Source organism: Phreatobacter sp. (assembly GCF_022843985.1).
Lineage (GTDB): Bacteria > Pseudomonadota > Alphaproteobacteria > Rhizobiales > Phreatobacteraceae > Phreatobacter.
The window spans coordinates 104,754-123,764 of the sequence record NZ_JALHMP010000010.1; the positions used below are offsets into that span (position 1 = coordinate 104,754).

Here is a 19,011-nt window from a genome sequence, read left to right on the forward strand (position 1 = left end):
CGGGCCTGGTCTGTCGACCCGGCCATGGAACTCGCCCGGCGCTCCGGGGTTTCCTTGCGCCTGTTCCGTATGTCCTGCCGCCGTCCCCGGGATCGCGACGGCAGGGGGAGGGGCGGATGATCCTCCGGAATGTCCCCGTGGATGCCACGCCAGTCCACCCCGCCGAGATGCCGATCCGGTCGCGCTCCCGCGCCTTCTTCGGCATGGCGCGGGGATTTTGGACCGGATCCTCGGCGCGGCGGGCCTGGCTGCTGACGATCATCGTTCTCGCCTTCGCCTTCGCCCAGATTACCGCCCAGGTCGGCATCAACGGCTGGAACCGACTGTTCTTCGACGCCCTCGAGCGAAAGGATATCGGCGCCGTCGTCACGACGGTCAGCCTCCTGCCGCTTTTGCTCGGCATCGCCTCCTTCACCATGTCGGGACTGGTGGTCTCGCGCATGCTGCTGCAGGTGCGCTGGCGCGAATGGCTGACAAACAGGCTCGCCGGCTGGTGGATCGCCGACCAGCGCTACTATCGGCTCGGCTTTCTCGACACGGAACATTCGGCGCCGGAATTCCGCATCGCCGAGGACGTGCGCATCGCCACCGAGCCGCTGGTCGAATTCGCCATCGGCCTCATCTCGGCGGCGGTGACGGCGCTGACCTTCGCGGCGATCCTGTGGACCGTCGCCGGCTCCATCACCTTCGAGATCGCCGGACGCACCGTGTTCATTCCGGCCTATATGGCGATCGCCGCCGTGGTCTATGCAGTCGTCGCCTCGCTCGCCGCCTATTTCGTCGGCCGCGCCCTTGTCGGCAAGGTCGCCGAGAAGAACGAGACTGAGGCGCTGTTTCGTGCCGAGATGACGCGGCTGCGCGAGAATGCCGAGAGCATCGCCCTGATCAAGGGCGATTCCGACGAGCGGGCTTCCGTCCGGGAGACCTACAGGAATGTCGTGGTGGCCTGGATGGCGGTGGTGCGGCGTCAGGGCTTTCTCGCCCTCGTTCTGAACACCAACGGCGCCCTGTTTCCCCTCGTGCCGCTGCTGCTGGCCGCCCCGAAATATCTGTCCGGCGATCTGTCCCTCGGCGCCGTCATCCAGGTTGCCGCGGCCTTCAGCGCCGTCCAGGCCGCGCTGATCTGGTTCGTCGACAATTTCGTTCGTCTTTCGGAATGGTATGCCTCGGTGGTGCGCGTCGATGAATTAGCCCAGACCCTGGAGGAGGTCGACATCGGCGCCATCATGGAGGACGAGCAGCAGATCGAACTTGGTGAAAGCGACGACGACGCCATCCATATCGACAATCTGTCGCTGTCCCATCGCAACGGCCGCGTCGTTATCGACGACGCCTCCATCCGCATCGCGCAGGGCGAGAAGGTGCTGATCGCCGGCGAGAGCGGCACCGGCAAGAGCACGCTGATCCGCGCCCTCGCAGGCCTCTGGCCCTGGGGCTCGGGACGGATCGCCTTTCCGAAGAACGTGCGCTACGCCTTCGTGCCGCAAAAGCCCTACCTGCCGCGCGGCACCTTGAAGGATGTTCTGCTCTATCCGGAATCGGACGCCCCGGTGACGGAGGACGTGATCCGCGCCGCCATGGAACGATGCGGCCTCGACTACATGGTCAAGCGCCTCAACGCGGATGACGACTGGGACCGCGTCCTCTCCGGCGGCGAACGCCAGCGGGTCGCCTTCTGCCGCCTGCTCATCCACCGGCCACCCATCATCATCATGGACGAGGCCACCGCCGCGCTGGACGAGGGCAGCCAGGACAGCCTGCTCTCGCTGTTCCAGAAGGAGCTCGCGGGATCGACGCTTATCAGTGTCGGCCATCGCCCGGGCCTTGAGGATTTCCACACGCGGAAGGTGACGCTCATCCGCCGTCCCGCCGGCGCGCATATGCAGGCGAGCCCGCTGCGCAAGTCACTGTGGAAGCTAATGGCCACGCCGTGAGGCCGCCTGAGCGGCGGTGCGCCGCAGTGCCGGCTGCGGCGGCGTGCAAGGCCCGCCGCGGCAAGGGAACCGAAGCCGGGACCGGGCGTTGTTCCCCCGATCATCGCTTACCCTTCCCGCGATGTGGACCTCTCACTGAAGCCGCCTCTGGCGGCTTCTTTTTTGCCCCGTCGGCGACTGTCGGATAGGGTTCGGCTCGCGATCCGCGGCACAGGACGATCATTCGCCATGGACCTTCAGGTTCGCCACGTCACCACCTACCGCTATGCCGGGCCCGTCCAGTTCGGGCCGCACAAGCTCATGCTCCGGCCCAGGGACAGCTTCGACATCCGGATCCTCGACACGCGGATCGAGATCTTTCCGCCGGCCGCCCTGCACTGGTCGCACGACGTCTATGGCAACACGGTCGCTGTTGCGACCTTCGCCCAGCCGGCGGACCGGCTTGAGATCACCAGCGGGCTCGTGCTGCGCCGCTATGCTGCCGCCTTCCCGCGCGACCGCAAGGCGGCCAGCGCCCTGTTCGCCCCCCATTATGCCGATGGCGAGCGCATCGTCCTGCAGCCCTTCATGACGCCTGCCGCCGGCGACGACGGCGGCGTGCTGGCCGCCTGGATCGCCGAGGTCCTGGCCCAGGGCGCCGCCGACGAGGATCCGCTGGCCCGTCTGTCCCGTGCCATCCATGCCGGCTTCGGCTATGCCGTCCGGTTCGAGGAGGGCACGCAGGCGCCATCGCAAACCCTGTCGCTGCGATCGGGATCCTGCCGTGACCTCGCCTGGCTCTTCATCGAGGCAGTGCGGCGCCTCGGCTATGCCGCCCGCTTCGTCAGCGGCTACCTGCACACCAGCGCCAATGACGACCCATCCAACCGTGCGGCGGTCGGGCTGACTCATGCCTGGGCCGAGGTATTCGTTCCCGGCGACGGTTGGGTCGAGTTCGATCCGACCAATGCCCTGGTCGCCGATCCCCACCTGATCCGCGTCGCCGTGGCGCGGGTGCCCTGGGATGCCTCGCCGGTGGCCGGCAGTTTCGTCGGGCCGGTCGGCGCGCAGATCAGCCTGTCGGTCGGCGTCGACATCACCGCCACCCAGGCCTATTCGAACGTAGCGTGAGGACCGAAACCGCTCAGACCGGCAGGTCCCAGCGCCCGGCGCTGGCCCCGTCTGCGGCCTCCATGCGGGTCGCCCCGATCTGGCGCAGCAGTCCGCGGGCGATTTTCGTCTCCAGGGCACCGATGCGCCGGTCGTCGGTGACGACGGAGAGGATCAGATGGCCCTCGGACCCGCCACTGATCTCCACCACCACATGGTTCTCATACCCCTCATGGATTGCATGGGAGGCGATTTCGACCACCAGCAGGCCAAGGGGGATGGCCCTGTCGACGACGAGCGCGACATCGTCGGGCGCGACAGTGGAGATCCACGGCTTGCCCGCCTGCATCAGGCCGTTCAGCATGGCCGAAACCTCGTCGAGGAAGGGCTTCAGTTCGACGGGGCGCATCTCGCCCAGCGCCAGGGCGTGACGATAGGCGCTGGACAGCACCTGCACCTTCGCCTCGATCGCGGCGAGGACCGGGCGATGCGCGGTGTCCTGCTGCCGGCGTGCCAGGCTGATATAGCTCTGCACCACCTGCAGGCTGTTCTTCACCCGATGATGCAGCTCCCGCACCAGATGGCGGTTGGCGCCGATGGTGAGGTTCAGCCTCTCCACCCGCTCTGCCTGGTCGGTGACCAGGGCGTTGAAGGCTTCCGACACCCGCCGGATATCGTCCGGCATGGTCGGCTCAACCGGCGCGAGCCGTGGCTGCTGCGACGCCCGCGCCACTGCAGCCGCCTCAATTCCCCGGATCCAGCGGACGATGTTCGCGTCGATCGCCAGCGAATAGACGGCGAAGAGCACCATCAGCGTGACCAGGGGAGTCAGCAGCAGGGCGATGAACTGCATGAAGGCCGCCCGTTCGGCTTGCTGATCGAATCGGGCGAGAACATAGAGATCGGGTTCGGCGACGCGCTGCGTCGCGTAGGTTGCGGTCGCCCCGGACCGGCTAAGCGATTGCCATCGCTGGAGCTGCGGACTGGTGCGCCCGTCCAAAGGCAGCCAGTCGGTGTCGCCCTCGTCCGCCCCCCGGGCCACGATCACGTCCCTGGAATCGCGCACGATGCCGACGGTGATCCCGGGACTGACGGGCCCCAGGGCATAGGCGCGATCGATGATGTCGGCGCTCATCAACAGCAGCGACTCCATCTCCTGAGTCTGGGGTCCGGCGGCGCGTCGGGCATAGATGACCATGAACCGCCGCGCGCCGATCTGCGTCACGCCATAGCTCGCATCGGCAAGTTCCGAACCGATCCACGTCGTGGAGCGGGTCTGGTCGCGGTAGGTTTCGATCACCCCGCGGATGTCCTCGGCCGAGACGTGGTCACCCTCGCTGGCGCTGCAGCCTGGCCTGTCGCCAACCCGGATGGCAATGGCGCTGATGCCGATATTGTCGTCGACGATTTGCCGCGCGATGGCCGGACACGCATCGGCCGAGGCTTCGCCGGCGACGGCAGCGACGCTGGCTGTCGCCGTCAGGACGACACGGAGCGATTCCCGGTACCAGACGCGGGTCCGCACTGCGAAGTTTCCGACCGTCTGCAACTGCGATGCCTCGAGCGACGACAGGACCGACCGATAGGTCGCCACCGCCGTCACCGCCGTGATCACGGCGATGGGGACAATGACGAGGACCATCAGGGCGAGAAGGCGGCCCCGGACGGTGCGGATTGCGGTCATGTTCATCGCGATCAACTACGCGCCATGTCCGCGGGAGATTGATGGGTGACGGCGACGGAGTTCCGGTCGGGTCCGATCTCGTCGACGCTGGTGATCCCGAGGAGATCGGCGAGTTTGGCCCGGGCGCGGTTGACGCGGCTCTTGATCGTACCGACTGCGACGCCACAGATCTCGGCCGCTTCCTCATAGGACAGGCCGCTGGCGCCCACCATGATGAGAACTTCGCGGTGCTCCTCCGACAGTTTGGCAAGCGCGACGCGAAAATCGGCGAGGTCGAGCGCGCTCTCCTGTTCGCCGGAGACCGTCAGGCGCTGGGCATAGGTGCCGTCGCTGTCCTGAACCTCACGGCCACGCTTGCGATAGAGCGAGTAATAGGTGTTGCGCAGAATGGTGAAGAGCCAGGCGCGCAGGCTGGTTCCGGGCTGGAACTTCTCCGCATTGCCCCAGGCCTTGAGCATGGTCTCCTGCACGAGATCATCGGCCTGCTGTACCGAACCGCAGAGCGACACGGCGAAAGCGCGCAGGTTGGACAACTCGGCGATCAGGCCCTCGCGAAACTCGTCATTGGCCATTCTGTCGCTCCTTCGCCTCCAACTCGGCGAGCAGTACGAGGAAGCGATCGGGAACCGGCGCCTTGATGAGGTCGTCGTAATGGGCCTTGAGCGCATTGCCGATCGTCTCCTGGATGCGCGGGTCGAGAACGACATCCGCCGAGTCCTTGTCCTCGCTCTTGTCGTCGTGGCCCGGCATCTCACCCATCGAACTCTCCCTACGCGCCTCGTGAGCGCGCGCCTGATCCAACCCAGAACGTCCGCAAACGGCAAGGGTTCCCGCCCGCGAGAAAAATAAAAAACTTGCCAAACCAAAGGCTTCAGCGCTGGTTTGAGGTATATTTGACAGGAGTGAAAAATGACAATCGCTGCGGAAATTGCACCGCATCTTCCTTATCTGCGCCGCTTCGCGCGGGCCCTGAACGGCACGCAGGCTGGCGGTGATTCCTACGTCGTCGCCACCCTTGAGACCCTCGTCGCCGACCCCTCGACCTTTCCCCGCGACATGCCCGCGCGCATCGCGCTCTATCGCACCTTCCTCAAGCTGTGGTCATCGATGCCGGTGAACATGGCCGCGCCCCAGGGCGGCGGGGCGCGCCAGGGCGCGGTCGAGCGCAACCTCGAAGCACTGACGCCGCGGCCGCGCCAGGCCTTCCTGCTGCGGACCGTCGAAGGTTTCGCCATCCAGGACGTGGCGGCGGTTCTCGACATCGATACGGAGGCGGCGGCAGCGCTGGTGGAACAGGCCGGCCGCGAGATCGCCGAGCAGGTCGCCACAGACGTCCTCATCATCGAGGACGAGCCGATCATCGCCCTCGACATCGAGACACTGGTCCAGGAACTCGGCCACGCGGTGACGGGCATTGCCCGCACCCACAAGGAAGCCGTGGCGCTGGTCCGGCACAAGCGCCCGGGTCTCGTCCTCGCCGATATCCAGCTCGCGGACGGCTCGTCCGGCCTGGAGGCTGTCGCCGAGATCCTCGAAACCATCGACCTGCCGGTCATCTTCATCACCGCCTATCCGGAACGGCTGCTGACCGGAGACCGGCCGGAGCCGGCCTTCCTGATCACCAAACCCTTCCAGCCCGAGGCGGTGAAGGCGGCGATCAGCCAGGCCCTGTTTTTCGACCGCCGTTCGGAGCGCAAGGTCGCCTGAGGGCGAGGACAGGACCAACCGGACGACCCATGCCGCAAGGGAACCATTCTCGTGCCAGGGGGTTGTGACGATTCATGGGAGGGTCCGCGCGTCGCCGCGCTTTTCTCGCGGGTCGCCTCCGGGAGTTGGGTCTGAGGAATGCACAGGCATCGCATACTGATCGTCGAAGACGACCCGGTCATCGCCATGGATATCGAGGCCGCCGTCCTTGAGGACCTGGGGCCTCCGCCCGATGTCATTGTCGTCGGCAGCCTGGCCGACGCCTGGTCGGTTGCCGCCGACCTCATCCATTGCGCGCTGCTGGACGTCGATGTTGTCGGTGGGAAGACCTTTGACGTGGCGCTGACGCTGCGCGCCCGCGGCACGCCCTTCGCCTTCGTCTCCGGCTCCCTGCCGGCCGATCTTCCCGAGGCGCTGCGCGGCGCGCGGTTCGTGCGCAAGCCGTTCCAGGCGCGCGACATTCTGGGGTTTGTCGCGGCGGCGCTGACATCCCGCCATGGGCCGGGAACCGGCGCTGCGGATCCGGCAGGCGGGCTCGCCGCGGCTGATCGTCCTCAGCCGCACGGTCCCGAATGTCCTAAGCCGGCTATCCGGTAGGGCCTGACCGCTCGGCCCGTCGCATGGACAGCCTCACCGCGGCCGGAACCGGTTCGATGATCGGCACCGTGAGGCTGTCGGCGATCGCCCGGGCCGCGACGGCGAGCGGGCCGCCACCGATCACCAGCGCCTGTGCCCCGAGGTCCCGCACGGCCCTTTCGCAGGCCTCGCGGAGGGCATCGGCGAGGCCCTGCCGGTCGCCCATCACCTGATGCACGTCGCCCTCGGTCAGGACGGTGCCGAGAAAGATATCGCCATGCCCATAGGCCTCGGCACGGTCGGCGATCGCCGCGACGAGGTCGGGCGTCGTTGTCACCACCGCGAAACGGCCATGGCGCGCCGCCTCGGCCATCCCGGCCTCGGCGATCCCGGTCACCGGCACCGCAACCGACTGGCGCAGGTCCGACAGGGCAGGGTCGCCAAAGGCGGCGATGATGATGCCCTGATAGCCGAAGGGCGGCCGGCCGGCGATCAAGGCGTTGACCGCCTGCCGGCCGATCTCCAGATCCGTCGGCCCGGTGATCAGGGGAACGCCAAAGGGCGCCGACAGCCCGTCGATCTCGACCGCCGGCTGGCTTTCGCGCGCGATGCCGACCATCGCCGCCGTGGTCGCCTGGCTGGTATTGGGATTGATCAGCAGAAGGCGCATCACAAACCCGCCGGGACGGCTGTGGCGAAGGCCTGCGCGATCGCCGCGCGCGGCGCGATCCAGACCCGGTCGCCGAGACCGGCGAGGCGGTCGAGAACCCGGGAGAAGGCGGCGAACCGCCCGGGGCGGCCGACGATCCGCAGGTGATAGCCGATATTGAGAAGGCGCGGCTGGCCTCGCGCCGCCTCCGCCAGCAGAACCTCCAGCGCGTCGTCGACATAGTCGACCATGTCGCCGGCGCGCACGAAGCCGTTGGGATGGAAGAACTTCATGTCGTTCGAATCGAGCGCATAGGGCACCACGACCAGCGGTTGGGCCCCGGACAGGTCCCAATAGGGCAGGTCGTCGTCGAAGGCGTTCGAGGTGTAGAGAAATCCGCGTTCGATCAGGAGGCCGCGCGTCCAGGGGCTTTCGGCGCCGCGGCAGAAGAAGCCGACGGGGCGGTCGCCGCCCGCCGCCGTCATCGCGCCGATGCAGCGGTCGAGATCGGCGGCTTCGGCCGCGCGGTCGCGGTAATCGGCATGCGGGCGCCACAGCCAGCCGTGGACGGCGCCCTCATGGCCGCGGGCGAGCGCCGCCGTCAGAAGCGCGGGCGAGCGCGCCACCGCCCGTCCGCAACACAGATAGGTCGCCTGCATCCCGCGGGTCTCCAGGGCCTCCAGCATGCGCCAGAACCCCGCCCGCGTGCCATAGGCGAAGATCTGCTCCTGGCCAGGGTCGCGGGTGCCCGGTTCCACCACGCTGATGACCTCGCCCATGCGCTCGCTCGCCGGATCGCCGTCGCCGACCTGCCACTCGGCGCCTTCCTCGATGTTGATGTTGAGCGAGACGGCCAGGCGCGCCCCGTTGGGCCAGCGCAGGTCGGGCCACTGCCCGCCATAGCCGGTGAGGTCGCGACCGCTCCCGCCCTGGTCGGAGGCAAGGCCAGCGCCGGTGGCGGTGCCGCGGCCGACGGTCGATATCATGGCAATCCTCCAGGGTAGGGTCCGGCGCCGCTGCCTGCCCGATCCTTTGGCAGCAAGACATGTGCCGCCGGGCCGAAGCCCCAAATTACCGGATCACAAAATAGGCAAGATGAAATTGAGGGCATAGGAGCGATGAAAAATGCAGCATTTACCAGCTCGTTTCTGATGAATTGCATCCCGGGAGCGTGCCGCGAACTGTCGCAGTCCGGCCGTGCCGCCCCCGCCTTGCATGCATATTGCGCATCCCATGCCCTCGGGAAGGGCCGGCAAGCGCCACCGGCCGGGCTCCGCGCCAGAGAGGTCGCACTTGGCATAGGCGTTGCTGGCTCCTCCGCGACCAGGTTCGGAGATCCGCCCCCCGATGGCTTCCCAGCACACCGCGACGGCCCAGGCCGCGCAGCCCCTGACGCTGGACGGCGTGACCCACAGCTACGGGACGGGTTTTGCCGTCGACAATGTCACGCTCGAAGTGAAGGGCGGTGAACTCGTCGCCCTGCTGGGCCCCTCCGGCTGCGGCAAGACCACGCTCCTGCGCATCGTTGCCGGCTTCATTTCCCAGACCAACGGCAAGGTGATCATCGGCGACCGCCCGATCGACGTGCTGCCGCCCAACCGCCGCGAGATCGGTATCGTCTTCCAGAATTACGCGCTCTTTCCCCACATGACCGTGGCGGAAAACATCGCCTACGGCCTCGCCGCCCGCGGTGAGAGCCGCGCGGTCCAGGCTGAGCGCGTCGCCGAAATGCTGGCGACCGTGCGGATGGAGGGCTTTGCCGACCGCAAACCGCGGCAATTGTCCGGCGGACAGCAGCAGCGTGTGGCGCTCGCCCGGGCACTCGCCATCCGCCCGCGCATCCTGCTCCTCGACGAGCCCTTCGCCGCCCTCGACAAGAACCTGCGTCTCGACATGCAGATCGAGATCAAGCGACTGCAGCGCCAGTTTGCCCTCACCGCCATCATGGTGACGCATGACCAGGACGAGGCCATGTCCATCGCCGACCGCATCGCGGTGATGAGCCACGGCAAGATCGAACAGTTGGGTTCGCCGGTCGAGATCTACGATGAGCCGGCGACGCTCTTCGTCAATAATTTCATCGGCTCGAGCAACCTCCTGAAGGGCCGCGTCGTGGCCGTCGGCCCCGACGGCTACCGGGTCGAGCTGGATTCGGGAGCCGTCTGGACGCTCGCCTCCAAGGGCCGCTTCGAAACCGGCGCCGCGGTGCTCGTCTCCGTCCGTCCCGAACAGATGGTGCTCGCCGACGAGGCAGCGCCGGACCGCCTCCCGGTCGCTCTCAAGCTCAGCCTGCCAATCGGCGGCGCGCTCATCCACGACGCCACCGCCGCCGGCGGCGAGGACATCAAGATTGCCGTGCCGCGTCGGCCTGGCGCGCTCTCGACCGGGCCGGGTACCGCTTTCGCGGCCCTGGCCCCGCATGCCCGTCCCTCCCTCTTTCCCGCAACATCGTCCTGAGCCCTGACCGGCAGTTCACGAGGAGTTCCTGCATGACCAAGCTCAACCGTCGCGACATTCTGGCCGGCGCCAGCGTGCTCGGCCTCGCCGGCCTGATGCCCGGCGCCGCCCGTGCCTCGGGAAGTGTCACCGCCGCCATCTATCCCGGCACCTGGGAGGAGGCCTATCGCGCTGTCGTCGCCCCGGCGCTGAAGCGGAATGCCAATGTCGACATCGCCTTCGATGCCCTCTTCGCCGTCGACCAGGTCGCCAAGGTCCGCGCCGCCCGTGGCGTGCCGCCCTTCGACTGCTTCGTGCTTGATCCCGGCCCGGCCGCCGCCGCCCGTGCCGCGGGTCTCTTCGAGCCCATCGATGCCACCAAGCTGTCCAATGTGCCAAAGGTGCCGGCCGGCCTGATCACCTCCCATGGCGTCACCTGCAATGCCCAGGTGGTCGGCATCGCCTATAATCCGAAGAAGTTCCCGACCGCGCCCAAGTCCTGGACCGACCTGTTCCAGTCGCCCTTCGTCGAGCGCCTCGGCCTCACCGGTTTCCAGACCACTTTCGGCACCGTGTCGTTGATCGAGATGTGCAAGGCCTTCGGTGGTTCCGAGGCAAACATGGAGCCGATCTTCACGGAGCTGAAGAAGGCCGTGTCCAAGGTGGCCGCCGTCGCTGCGCCGGCGGCCATGCCCGGGCTGTTCCAGCAAGGCCAGATCGACGTCATGTACACCAACACCAACACGGTCGCGATCCTGAAGGGCCGCGGCGTCGACATCGCCTTCGCGACGCCGGCCTCCGGCGCCATCACTTTCCAGACGACGCTGCATATCGTGAAGGGCGCCGAGAACATCGCCAACGCCCACAAGTACATCGACACGGCGATCTCGGCCGAGGTGCAGGACCTGCTGCAGCGCAGCCCCTACAACATGATCCCGATCAACAAGGACGTGCGCTTCGCCGACACCCTCGACGTCAAGTCGATCGACGATCTGGCGAAGATGGTCACCCACGACTGGACCAAGATCAACCCGCAGCGCGCTGCCTGGATCGAGCGGTTCAACAAGGAGATCACGAAGTAAGGCGCGCATCCCATGTCCGCAGCCGCACCGGGTGCCGCGCCCGTCCGTGATGCCGTCGAGTGGCGCCTCGCAGCGCCGCTCGGCCTCACCTATGTGGTGTTCTTCGCGGCGCCGTTCCTCATCCTGCTCGGTATCAGCTTCTACGCTGATGCCGAGCAGACACGCCTGGGGTTCGACAGCTGGGTCAAGTTCTACACGGACGCCTTCTATCTCAAGGTCATCTTCGACACCCTGAAGCTCGGTGTCTTCGCTGTCGTCGCCACCACCATTCTCGCCTATCCGCTGGCGCTGGTGTTCCGGGCCTCGTCGCCGCGGATGCAGCGGGTGCTGATCTTCATCATCCTGATGCCGCTGCTGACCTCGGTGGTCATCCGCACCTTCGCCTGGATCGTCATCCTGGCCCGCGAGGGCGTCATCAACCAGACCCTGATGGGGCTGGGTCTCACCGCGACGCCGTTGAATCTCCTGCAGACGGAGCTCGGCCTGGTCCTCGCCCTGACGCAGATCGAGATGCCGCTGATGCTGCTGCCGCTGCTGGCCATCATGAACCAGCTGGACCAGAATCTCATCGACGCCTCCCGGGCGCTCGGCGCCTCCAAGTGGCGCACCTTCTTCCGGGTCATCCTGCCGCTCACCCTGCCGGGCTGGATCGCCGGCGCCACCCTCGTCTTCGCCTCCGCCACCACTGCCTTCATCTCGCAATCGGTGATCGGCGGGGCGCGCCTCGTCTATCTGCCGGCGCTGATCTGGCAGCAGTCCATGGTGGTCTATAACTGGCCCTTCGCGGCGGTCGCGTCCCTCACCCTTCTCTTCACGGTGCTCTCGGGCATCATGGCGCTGAGCTGGCTCGGCCGCTTCGCCAGGACGACCTGAAGGCCCCTATGTCGCAGCGCTCCACCCCCGCCGATATCTCCTTCAACCTGACCGTCGGGCTCATTGCCGGCATCGCCATCCTCATCCTGGTGGCGCCCGTCCTCATCGTCATCGCCACGTCCTTCACCACGACCCAGGCCCTGAGGTTCCCTCCGCCGGGCCTGTCGCTGCGCTGGTACGGCGAGCTGTTCGACCCCGTCCGCTCGGCGCCCATCCACACCGCCGCGCTCAACAGCCTCTGGGTCGCCGGCTGGGCGACCGTGATCGGTTCGGTCCTCTCGGTCCTCGCCGCCCTCGCCATCACCCGCGTCAGCCGCCCCTCGGCGCGCGCGCTGGAGGCGAGCTTCCTGTCGCCGCTGGTGCTGCCGACCCTGTCCTACGGCCTCGCCGCGCTGATGTTCTTCTCCGTGCTCGGCATCCGCCCCTCGCTGAACCTGCTGATCGCCGGCCATCTGGTCGTCATCGCCCCCTTCGTCTTCCGCACCACGCTGGCGAGCCTCACCCAGCTTGACCCGGCCCTGCTGGAAGCCTCCGCCAATCTCGGCGCCAGCCGCTTCTATTCCTTCCGCCGCATCACCCTGCCGCTGATCACGCCCGGTATCGCGGCCGGCGCTTTCCTTGCCTTCATCGCCTCCATGGACAATGTGCCGGTCTCGCTCTTCCTGTCGACGGCGCGCACCTCCATGCTGCCCATCCGCATGTGGGGCATGATGGAATCCACCCTCGATGTCCGCATCGCCGCCATCGCCGGCGTCCTCATCGTCGCCATCCTCGTTCTCATGGTGGTCATGGACCGGTTCACCGGTCTCACCCGCCGCGTGAGCGCCTGATCTCCCCGGAGCCCCGCCATGACCGTGCCCTATGACCGCGACCTGATCGGCTACGGCGCCAACCCGCCGGACCCGCAATGGCCGGGCGGTGCACGCATCGCCATCAATTTCGTCATGAACTACGAGGAGGGCTCCGAGCCCTCCGTCCAGGACGGCGAGGGCTATACCGAGACGGCGCTGACCGAATCGAGCAGCCTCAACATGCCGGTGAAGGGCCGCGACCTCGCCGGCGAGGGCATGTTCGCCTACGGCAGCCGGGTCGGCTTCTGGCGGTTGATGCGTCTGTTCCAGGAACGCGGTCTGCCCATGACCGTCTTCGGCTGCGCGCTGGCCATCGAGCGCAACCCGGAGGCCGCCGCCGCCATCCGGGAGTCCGGCTTCGACGTCTGCTGCCACGGCTGGCGCTGGATCAAGCATTACGAGCTCGACGAGGCCGAGGAGCGCGAGCACATCCGCAAGGCCGTTGCCTCCCTGAAGGCCACCGTCGGCGACCGCCCCCTCGGCTGGTACTGCCGTTACGGGCCCAGCGTGAACACCCGCAGGCTGGTCGTCGAGGAGGGCGGGTTCCTCTATGATTCCGACGCCTATGACGACGAACTGCCCTACTGGACGCAGGTCGACGGCAAGCCGCACCTCGTCGTGCCCTATTCCCTCGTCAACAATGACGGCAAGTTCGGCACCGGTTTCTTCGCCACCTCCGGCGACTATTTCGAGTGGCACAAGGATGCCTTCGACATGCTCTATGCCGAGGGTCGCACGAGCCCGAAGATGATGTCGGTCGGCCTGCACATGCGCCTCATCGGCCACCCGGCGCGGGCGGCCGGCCTTGCCCGCTTCCTCGATTATGTGCAGTCCCACGAGGGTGTCTGGGTGACAAGACGCCTCGACATCGCGCAGCATTGGGCGAAGACCCATCCCTTCCAGGGGTGAGGTCCGCGCCCCAGAGGAAACGTCATGCCCCATGAGCTCATCGTCGCGCTCGGCGACCGGCATTACCGCGTCGAGCGACCCTTCGGCGCGTGGCCGGCCAATACCGGCTTCGTCACCGACGTGACGGTGGACGGGCGCGGCCATGTCTTCGTCATGCTGCGCCATGACCCCCTCGTCCATCCCGCCGATCCGCGCGTCATCGAGCTCGATCCGGAAGGCCGCTACATCGCCGGCTGGGGCGGCGAGGCCATCGCCGATTCGCACATGCTGACGGCGACGCCCTCGGGCCACCTCATCGCCGTCGACCGCGACATGCACGAGGTCATCTGGTTCACCACGGCGGGCGAGCGGGTCGGCCAGCTCGGGACCCGCGGCCGGCCCTTCGCCCCCTTCAACCATCCCACCGATGTCTCGGTGGCGCCCTGGGGCGACATCTATGTCGCTGACGGCTATGGCGCGGCGCTCGTCCACCGCTTCGCGCCCAACGGCCAGCATGTGCAGAGCTGGGGTGGGCAGGGGTCGCAGGACGGCCAGTTCGTCTGGCCGCATTCGCTCTGGACCTTCGCCGACGGCCGGGTCGTCGTCATCGACCGCCCCTGGAACCGCGTGCAGGTCTTCGACGGAGCGGGGCAGCACCTCGACACCTGGCATGACTTCTACCAGCCCGTCGGCATCTGGGGCGATGCGGAGGGCTGCGCCTATGTCACCGACATGGTGCCGAGCCTGACCAAGATCGCGCCCGATGGCACCCGCATCGGCCGCTGCCGGCCCATGCTCAACGGCGCCCACGGCCTCTACGGCACGCCCTCCGGCGACATTCTGCTCGCCGAGGGCAATCCCAGCCGCATCACCCGGCTGAAACTGCTCCGCTGACGCGCCTTGCCTGTTGCCAAACGCCCCACCCGGGGCTAAAAGCCAGGCCGATTGCCGCCTTAGCTCAGCTGGTAGAGCACCTCATTCGTAATGAGGGGGTCGTAGGTTCGAATCCTATAGGCGGCACCATTGGTCCCGACCCGTCCATCCTGCCCGACAGCGACCCTCCCGCATCCTTGGCCGTACCGATAGGCTCCTGGTGCGGGGCGACGGCCGGCCATGGCAATCCCTTGCGCGGCGGAGGGAACGGCTTCGGCGCCCGTTCGTTTCCTTTTGAGGCCGGGCTTGCAGCCGGGCCGAGATGCGAAGGGCACTCCGCGCTGCCGTCAGATGCATCATGGATCCCTTTGCGTGATTCCAGCCACCACGAACCTTGGAGGCTCTGATGCCCACCGACCTGCCCGACACCAACCCCGACAACAGGCCGGGCCCCGGAACGCCGGCCGTGGACGGGGGTCCGGTCCGCCTGCCCCAGCGCCATGTCCAGATCGATCACGATGTGATCCTCCCGCAGCCGCGCCCGGCCGATGAGCCGGACGCCATTCTCCCGGGGGATAGGGAAGGCGACGGGCGCGGCCCGCCCATCCCCATGCCCAGCCTGCCCTGACGATCCCGCTCACCGGGCGAGGCCGCGACACCGTCGCGGCCTCTGTCATGTGGATCAGCCCATCTTCACTTTGGCGTTGTCGCCGAGATCGGGGCGGGATCCGGTTGCCACCGCCGCCGCCATCGTGACCGCCGTCACGAGGCGGCCCGGACCTGTCCACATCTCCGCGTCGCCGGGGACGACCCGGACCAGGCGGATCGTCGGATCATCGGGGCCATCCCACCACGCCTTTGCGAAGAACGACCAGAGCTGCCTGATCTTGGCGCGATCGTTCGAAACGGTCGCCATGCCGGAGATCGAGGCATAGCGCTCGCTCGTCGGGTCAGCATAGGACAGACAGACATGGGGGTTCTTGAAGACCTCGTCGTCCTTGCGCCCCGCCACATCGGTCAGGAAGTAGATGACCCCCTCCTCTGCGAGGACGTGGCTGGCCATTGGCCGGGCGCGCAGCTGCGGCGAGCCTTCGCGGGAGGTGACGAGCATTCCGATCCGCACGGCTTCGACGAGGTCGAAGACGTCCTGCGGGGTGGCATCCGTGTCTGACATCGCAAACTCCTGTTCGGTGCCATGGGGTCAGGGTGAAGCACTGGCGATGCGCAAGGTTCCCGCGCGGCGGATGCATGCGTGCAAGGGGCAATGCGCGATGGGCCGTGCCGCGCCAGTGACCGGGCCGCCGAAGCGGCCCGGTCCAGGGTTCAGGCGGCGGTCTTCGCCTTGGCCCGCGCGTTCGCGCCGGCATCGGCCAGCTTCGTCAGGTCGGCATCGGTCCGGGTCTCCTCCGCCAGCGTCTTGGCGAACAGGGCGGCCGCATCCTTCAGGCCGAGTTCCTCGGCCCAGCGCTTGAGCGTGCCATAGCGGGTGATCTCGTAATGCTCGACCGCCTGGGCCGACGAGATCAGTCCCGCGTCGAGGGCTGGCGTGCCCTTGAATTCCTCCATGATCTCCTCGCCCTCGGCGACGATGCCCTCAATGGCGTCGCAGGTCTTGCCGCGCGCCGGCTTGCCGAGCATCTCGAAGACCTCCAGCAGCCGCTCGACCTGAACCTCGGTCTCCTCGCGGTGCTTGCCGAAGGCGCCCTTCAGCGTGTCCGACTGGGCTGCGCGCTGCATTTTCGGCAAGGTCTTCAGGATCTTGCGTTCGGCGAAATAGATGTCCTTGAGCGTATCGAGGAACAGGTCGTCGAGTGTCTTGTCCTTGGCCATGATGATCGTGCCTCTTCAAATGGCGTGAATGGCGGTCCGCGATTCTGGGCCGCCGGATCGTGTCGCGGCGGAATGCCGTAACTTCGCAACGTGAAGCCCGGCCCGACGTTCCAAGGGCGGCGCCGCACCGAAAGGGCGGAACCGCGTCGATCTCCGCAGGTTGATGGGATGACCCATGGAGGCTTTCCGCATGTTCTCGTTCTTCGACACCCGTTCGCCCACCCAGCGCTTCGCCGACGAGGCGATGGAACAGCTGTCCTCCCTCGCGACGCGCATTGGCCGCGAGGGGAGCCATGTCCAGGCGGCCATGGAATCGGCGCCGGACCATATCCGCTCCGCCGCCCGCGGCCTTGACCGCATGGGGATCAACCCGCAGGCCGCCGCCGTCGCTGGCCAGCAGGCGCTGCGGCACGTCGGCCGCCATCCTTCCGTCCTTGTGCCGCTGGTGATCGTGGGGGCAGCGGTCGCGCTCGGCTACTGGCTCGCACAGCCGAGCCAGCCGGTCGCCGCGCCGCACGTCAAGCGCCAGAGCTGATCGATCGGGCCACGCATCCCAAAAGCCGCCGGGCCCACCCGGCGGCTTTCTCGCGTCGTCACACCACCTGCCTGACGAGAGGGCGGTCCCGGAGGACCGCCCTTTCGCGGGAAGAGAGCGATGTCGATCAGCGGCGCATGCCGTAGAGAAATCCGACGAAAGCCGCCACGGCGAGCGCCTGGAAGGGCCGCGACGTGATCTCGTCACGCAGCATCTTCTGCAGGTCGCCGGCGCGGCTCGCCATGACGTCGGTATCCACGCCCGCGGCCTTGAGCTGGGTCTGCGCCGCGCTGGCGAAATCGGCCACGCTCGCGCCGGGGTTCATCGTCTTGCCGTCAGCCATCAGGGCCTCCTCGTGTTGCACTGAGGAGGCAACGCATGGCGGCCGGCAAGCGTTCCCGATCCCCTAGAGCGCCGTGACGTGATGGGCGGGCACCGCCCCGCCGTTCCACTGGCCGCCGAGCGCCCGCTCCACCTGCGCTGCCAACTGGAGAAGCAGGCCGTCGCCGGCCTGCCGCGTCTGCAACTGGATGCCCATGGGAAGGCCGTTCGGCAGGCGGCCGAACGGCAGGGACAGGCCGGGGATGCCGCACAGGTTGGACAGCGGCGTATAGGCGAAGATCGCCCACAATTGGGCGAACCAGTCATGGACCGAGGGATTGTCGCTCACCGTCAGATAGTCGCGCGTGCCGATGAGCGGCGTCGGCTTTGCCATGGTCGGCGTGAGGATGATGTCCCAGCTCTCGAAGAAGGCGCCGAAGCCGCGCGAGGCGGTGTTGAAGGCGAGCTGCATCCGCGTGCGCTCCGAATAGGTGGCGTCGATGCCGGCGGCCCAGAGGCGCACATTCATCGGTTCCACCTTGTCCTCCGGCGGCCGTGTCAGGCCCCGCGGTTCGAGCAGAAGCGCGATGGTCTGGGCGAAATTGGTGATGTAGCAGGTCGTCTGGGCCGCATAGGCGGCGGCCAGGTCGATGGACGGCACGGCCCAGTCGACATGGTGGCCGAGGTCTTCGAGGAAGCGGCCTGCCCGTTCGAGCTCGGCGACGATCTCCGGGCTTGCCCGGTACGGTCCCCATTCATGCGACATGGCGATGCGCAGCTTTCCGGGATCGCGGCGGATCAGCTCGCCATAGGGCTCGTCGGCGCTCCAGTAGGGCATGAACTCGCCGGGCGCGCCGCCGCGGCAATGGTCGACGAAAGCCGCCGTGTCGCGCACCGAACGGGAGAGGCAGCCCTGCGAGGACACGACGCTGGCGAGATCCGATCCGCCCGGCGCGATCGAGAAGACGCCGCGCGAGGGCTTCAGGCCTATGAGACCATTGACCCCCGCGGGAATGCGGATCGAGCCGCCGCCGTCGGTGCCATGCGAAATCGGCGTCGCCCCGGCGGCGACCATGGCGGCCGATCCGGCGGAGGAGCCGCAGGTCGTGTAGGCGGTGTTCCACGGATTGCGGGTGACGCAGAGCGTGTTCTCGGCCGAACTGCAGACGCCGAATTCCGGCGTCGTCGAGCGGCCGATGATGTTGAGGCCGGCGTTGCGAATCTTCCCCGTGAGGTGGCTGTCGGCGGCCGCGACATTCCCCTGCATCAGCAGCGAGCCCATCTCCTGCCGTCGCCCTTTCAGCGTCGGGCCGAGATCCTTCATCAGATAGGGCACGCCGGCGAAGAGGCCGTCCGGGTCCATGCCGTCCTTCAGCGGATCGGCGACGACGTCGTCGAAGATCTCCACCACCGCATCGAGGGTCGGGTTCAGGCCGGCGACCGCAGCGCTGGTCTGGGCGGCGAGCTCGGCCGCGGTGACGTCCCCCTTCCGCACGCTTGCGGCGAGCGCGGTCGCGTCGTGGCTGGCCCATTCGCTCCAGCTCATCGCCAGTGTCATGTCGGTCTACCCTTGGTTGAGGTTCGGCGCAGGAACCCTGAATCGACGCTCCCGCTCGCCGGGACCACCGCGCCTTCCGCATGGCCGCGATGCATTTGCGGGGACCGCGCCGCTCCGGCCAGTCC

Annotated in this window: 21 protein-coding genes and 1 tRNA gene; 13 read left to right on the plus strand and 9 right to left on the minus strand. The window is 67.5% G+C overall.

Annotation, left to right across the window (positions count from 1 at the left end):
- The first annotated feature begins 137 nt into the window (after positions 1-137).
- Together Q0C57_RS09270 and Q0C57_RS09275 are read left to right on the plus strand one after the other, a co-directional pair.
- Positions 138-1,934 carry an ABC transporter ATP-binding protein/permease gene (locus Q0C57_RS09270; RefSeq protein ID WP_296575331.1) on the plus strand — a complete coding sequence of 599 codons (1,797 nt, stop codon included), beginning with the start codon at positions 138-140 and terminating at the stop codon, positions 1,932-1,934.
- Between the two features lie 228 nt (positions 1,935-2,162).
- The gene (locus Q0C57_RS09275) at positions 2,163-3,044 is read left to right on the plus strand and encodes a transglutaminase family protein (RefSeq protein WP_296575334.1); all 882 of its coding nucleotides are present in this window, start codon (positions 2,163-2,165) and stop codon (positions 3,042-3,044) included.
- 13 nt (positions 3,045-3,057) lie between these two features.
- Here Q0C57_RS09275 and Q0C57_RS09280 read toward each other — a convergent pair whose 3' ends face one another.
- The 3 genes from Q0C57_RS09280 to Q0C57_RS09290 are packed head-to-tail and all read right to left on the minus strand — an operon-like array spanning position 3,058 to position 5,466.
- Complete coding sequence (locus Q0C57_RS09280) at positions 3,058-4,707, minus strand: sensor histidine kinase (RefSeq protein ID WP_296575336.1); 1,650 nt, start codon at positions 4,705-4,707, stop codon at positions 3,058-3,060.
- Between the two features lie 11 nt (positions 4,708-4,718).
- Positions 4,719-5,279 (minus strand): sigma-70 family RNA polymerase sigma factor, encoded by a 561-nt coding sequence (locus Q0C57_RS09285; RefSeq protein ID WP_296575339.1) that lies wholly within the window; start codon positions 5,277-5,279, stop codon positions 4,719-4,721.
- On the minus strand, positions 5,269-5,466 hold the full coding sequence (locus Q0C57_RS09290) for a NepR family anti-sigma factor (protein WP_296575341.1): 198 nt from the start codon (positions 5,464-5,466) through the stop codon (positions 5,269-5,271). Before Q0C57_RS09290 ends, Q0C57_RS09285 begins: the two co-directional genes overlap by 11 nt.
- Before the next feature lie 150 nt (positions 5,467-5,616).
- Here Q0C57_RS09290 and Q0C57_RS09295 point away from each other — a divergent pair, with 150 nt between their 5' ends.
- Both Q0C57_RS09295 and Q0C57_RS09300 read left to right on the plus strand, forming a co-directional pair.
- Entirely contained in the window at positions 5,617-6,414 is a 798-nt protein-coding gene (locus tag Q0C57_RS09295; protein ID WP_296575344.1) for a response regulator, read from the plus strand.
- Positions 6,415-6,552: 138 nt separating this feature from the next.
- Positions 6,553-7,011, plus strand: a complete 459-nt coding sequence (locus Q0C57_RS09300; protein WP_296575347.1) for a response regulator — start codon at positions 6,553-6,555, stop codon at positions 7,009-7,011.
- Here the strand turns inward: Q0C57_RS09300 and Q0C57_RS09305 are convergent.
- Positions 7,001-7,660, minus strand: a complete 660-nt coding sequence (locus tag Q0C57_RS09305) for an aspartate/glutamate racemase family protein (protein WP_296575350.1) — start codon at positions 7,658-7,660, stop codon at positions 7,001-7,003. The genes Q0C57_RS09300 and Q0C57_RS09305 overlap by 11 nt on opposite strands.
- Positions 7,660-8,625: a polysaccharide deacetylase family protein gene (locus tag Q0C57_RS09310; protein ID WP_296575352.1), complete on the minus strand. Its 966-nt coding sequence runs from the start codon at positions 8,623-8,625 to the stop codon at positions 7,660-7,662. The genes Q0C57_RS09305 and Q0C57_RS09310 overlap by 1 nt, the downstream gene beginning before the upstream one ends.
- A gap of 361 nt (positions 8,626-8,986) precedes the next feature.
- Between Q0C57_RS09310 and Q0C57_RS09315 the strand changes: the two genes are divergently transcribed.
- From Q0C57_RS09315 to Q0C57_RS09350, 8 genes are all read left to right on the plus strand, one after another.
- Entirely contained in the window at positions 8,987-10,096 is a 1,110-nt protein-coding gene (locus Q0C57_RS09315; RefSeq protein ID WP_296575355.1) for an ABC transporter ATP-binding protein, read from the plus strand.
- Positions 10,097-10,128: 32 nt separating this feature from the next.
- Positions 10,129-11,157: an extracellular solute-binding protein gene (locus Q0C57_RS09320; RefSeq protein WP_296575358.1), complete on the plus strand. Its 1,029-nt coding sequence runs from the start codon at positions 10,129-10,131 to the stop codon at positions 11,155-11,157.
- A gap of 12 nt (positions 11,158-11,169) precedes the next feature.
- Complete coding sequence (locus Q0C57_RS09325) at positions 11,170-12,030, plus strand: ABC transporter permease (RefSeq protein WP_296575361.1); 861 nt, start codon at positions 11,170-11,172, stop codon at positions 12,028-12,030.
- 8 nt (positions 12,031-12,038) lie between these two features.
- Positions 12,039-12,860: an ABC transporter permease gene (locus tag Q0C57_RS09330; RefSeq protein WP_296575363.1), complete on the plus strand. Its 822-nt coding sequence runs from the start codon at positions 12,039-12,041 to the stop codon at positions 12,858-12,860.
- 18 nt (positions 12,861-12,878) lie between these two features.
- A complete protein-coding gene (locus Q0C57_RS09335) occupies positions 12,879-13,790 on the plus strand; it encodes an allantoinase PuuE (protein WP_296575365.1) in 912 nt (303 codons plus the stop codon).
- A 24-nt stretch (positions 13,791-13,814) separates the two neighbouring features.
- Positions 13,815-14,663: a hypothetical protein gene (locus Q0C57_RS09340; protein WP_296575368.1), complete on the plus strand. Its 849-nt coding sequence runs from the start codon at positions 13,815-13,817 to the stop codon at positions 14,661-14,663.
- 53 nt (positions 14,664-14,716) lie between these two features.
- Positions 14,717-14,792 (plus strand) — tRNA-Thr (locus tag Q0C57_RS09345).
- Positions 14,793-15,048: 256 nt separating this feature from the next.
- On the plus strand, positions 15,049-15,270 hold the full coding sequence (locus Q0C57_RS09350) for a hypothetical protein (protein ID WP_296575373.1): 222 nt from the start codon (positions 15,049-15,051) through the stop codon (positions 15,268-15,270).
- A gap of 54 nt (positions 15,271-15,324) precedes the next feature.
- On the opposite strand, the gene Q0C57_RS09355 is transcribed toward Q0C57_RS09350, so the two are convergent.
- Together Q0C57_RS09355 and Q0C57_RS09360 are read right to left on the minus strand one after the other, a co-directional pair.
- Positions 15,325-15,816 carry a pyridoxamine 5'-phosphate oxidase family protein gene (locus tag Q0C57_RS09355; protein ID WP_296575375.1) on the minus strand — a complete coding sequence of 164 codons (492 nt, stop codon included), beginning with the start codon at positions 15,814-15,816 and terminating at the stop codon, positions 15,325-15,327.
- 149 nt (positions 15,817-15,965) lie between these two features.
- Positions 15,966-16,472 carry a ferritin-like domain-containing protein gene (locus Q0C57_RS09360; RefSeq protein ID WP_296575377.1) on the minus strand — a complete coding sequence of 169 codons (507 nt, stop codon included), beginning with the start codon at positions 16,470-16,472 and terminating at the stop codon, positions 15,966-15,968.
- A gap of 175 nt (positions 16,473-16,647) precedes the next feature.
- Here Q0C57_RS09360 and Q0C57_RS09365 point away from each other — a divergent pair, with 175 nt between their 5' ends.
- The gene (locus tag Q0C57_RS09365) at positions 16,648-17,007 is read left to right on the plus strand and encodes a hypothetical protein (protein WP_296575380.1); all 360 of its coding nucleotides are present in this window, start codon (positions 16,648-16,650) and stop codon (positions 17,005-17,007) included.
- Positions 17,008-17,134: 127 nt separating this feature from the next.
- On the opposite strand, the gene Q0C57_RS09370 is transcribed toward Q0C57_RS09365, so the two are convergent.
- Positions 17,135-17,350: a hypothetical protein gene (locus tag Q0C57_RS09370; protein WP_296575383.1), complete on the minus strand. Its 216-nt coding sequence runs from the start codon at positions 17,348-17,350 to the stop codon at positions 17,135-17,137.
- A gap of 63 nt (positions 17,351-17,413) precedes the next feature.
- Entirely contained in the window at positions 17,414-18,886 is a 1,473-nt protein-coding gene (locus Q0C57_RS09375; RefSeq protein ID WP_296575386.1) for an amidase, read from the minus strand.
- Positions 18,887-19,011 lie beyond the last annotated feature (125 nt).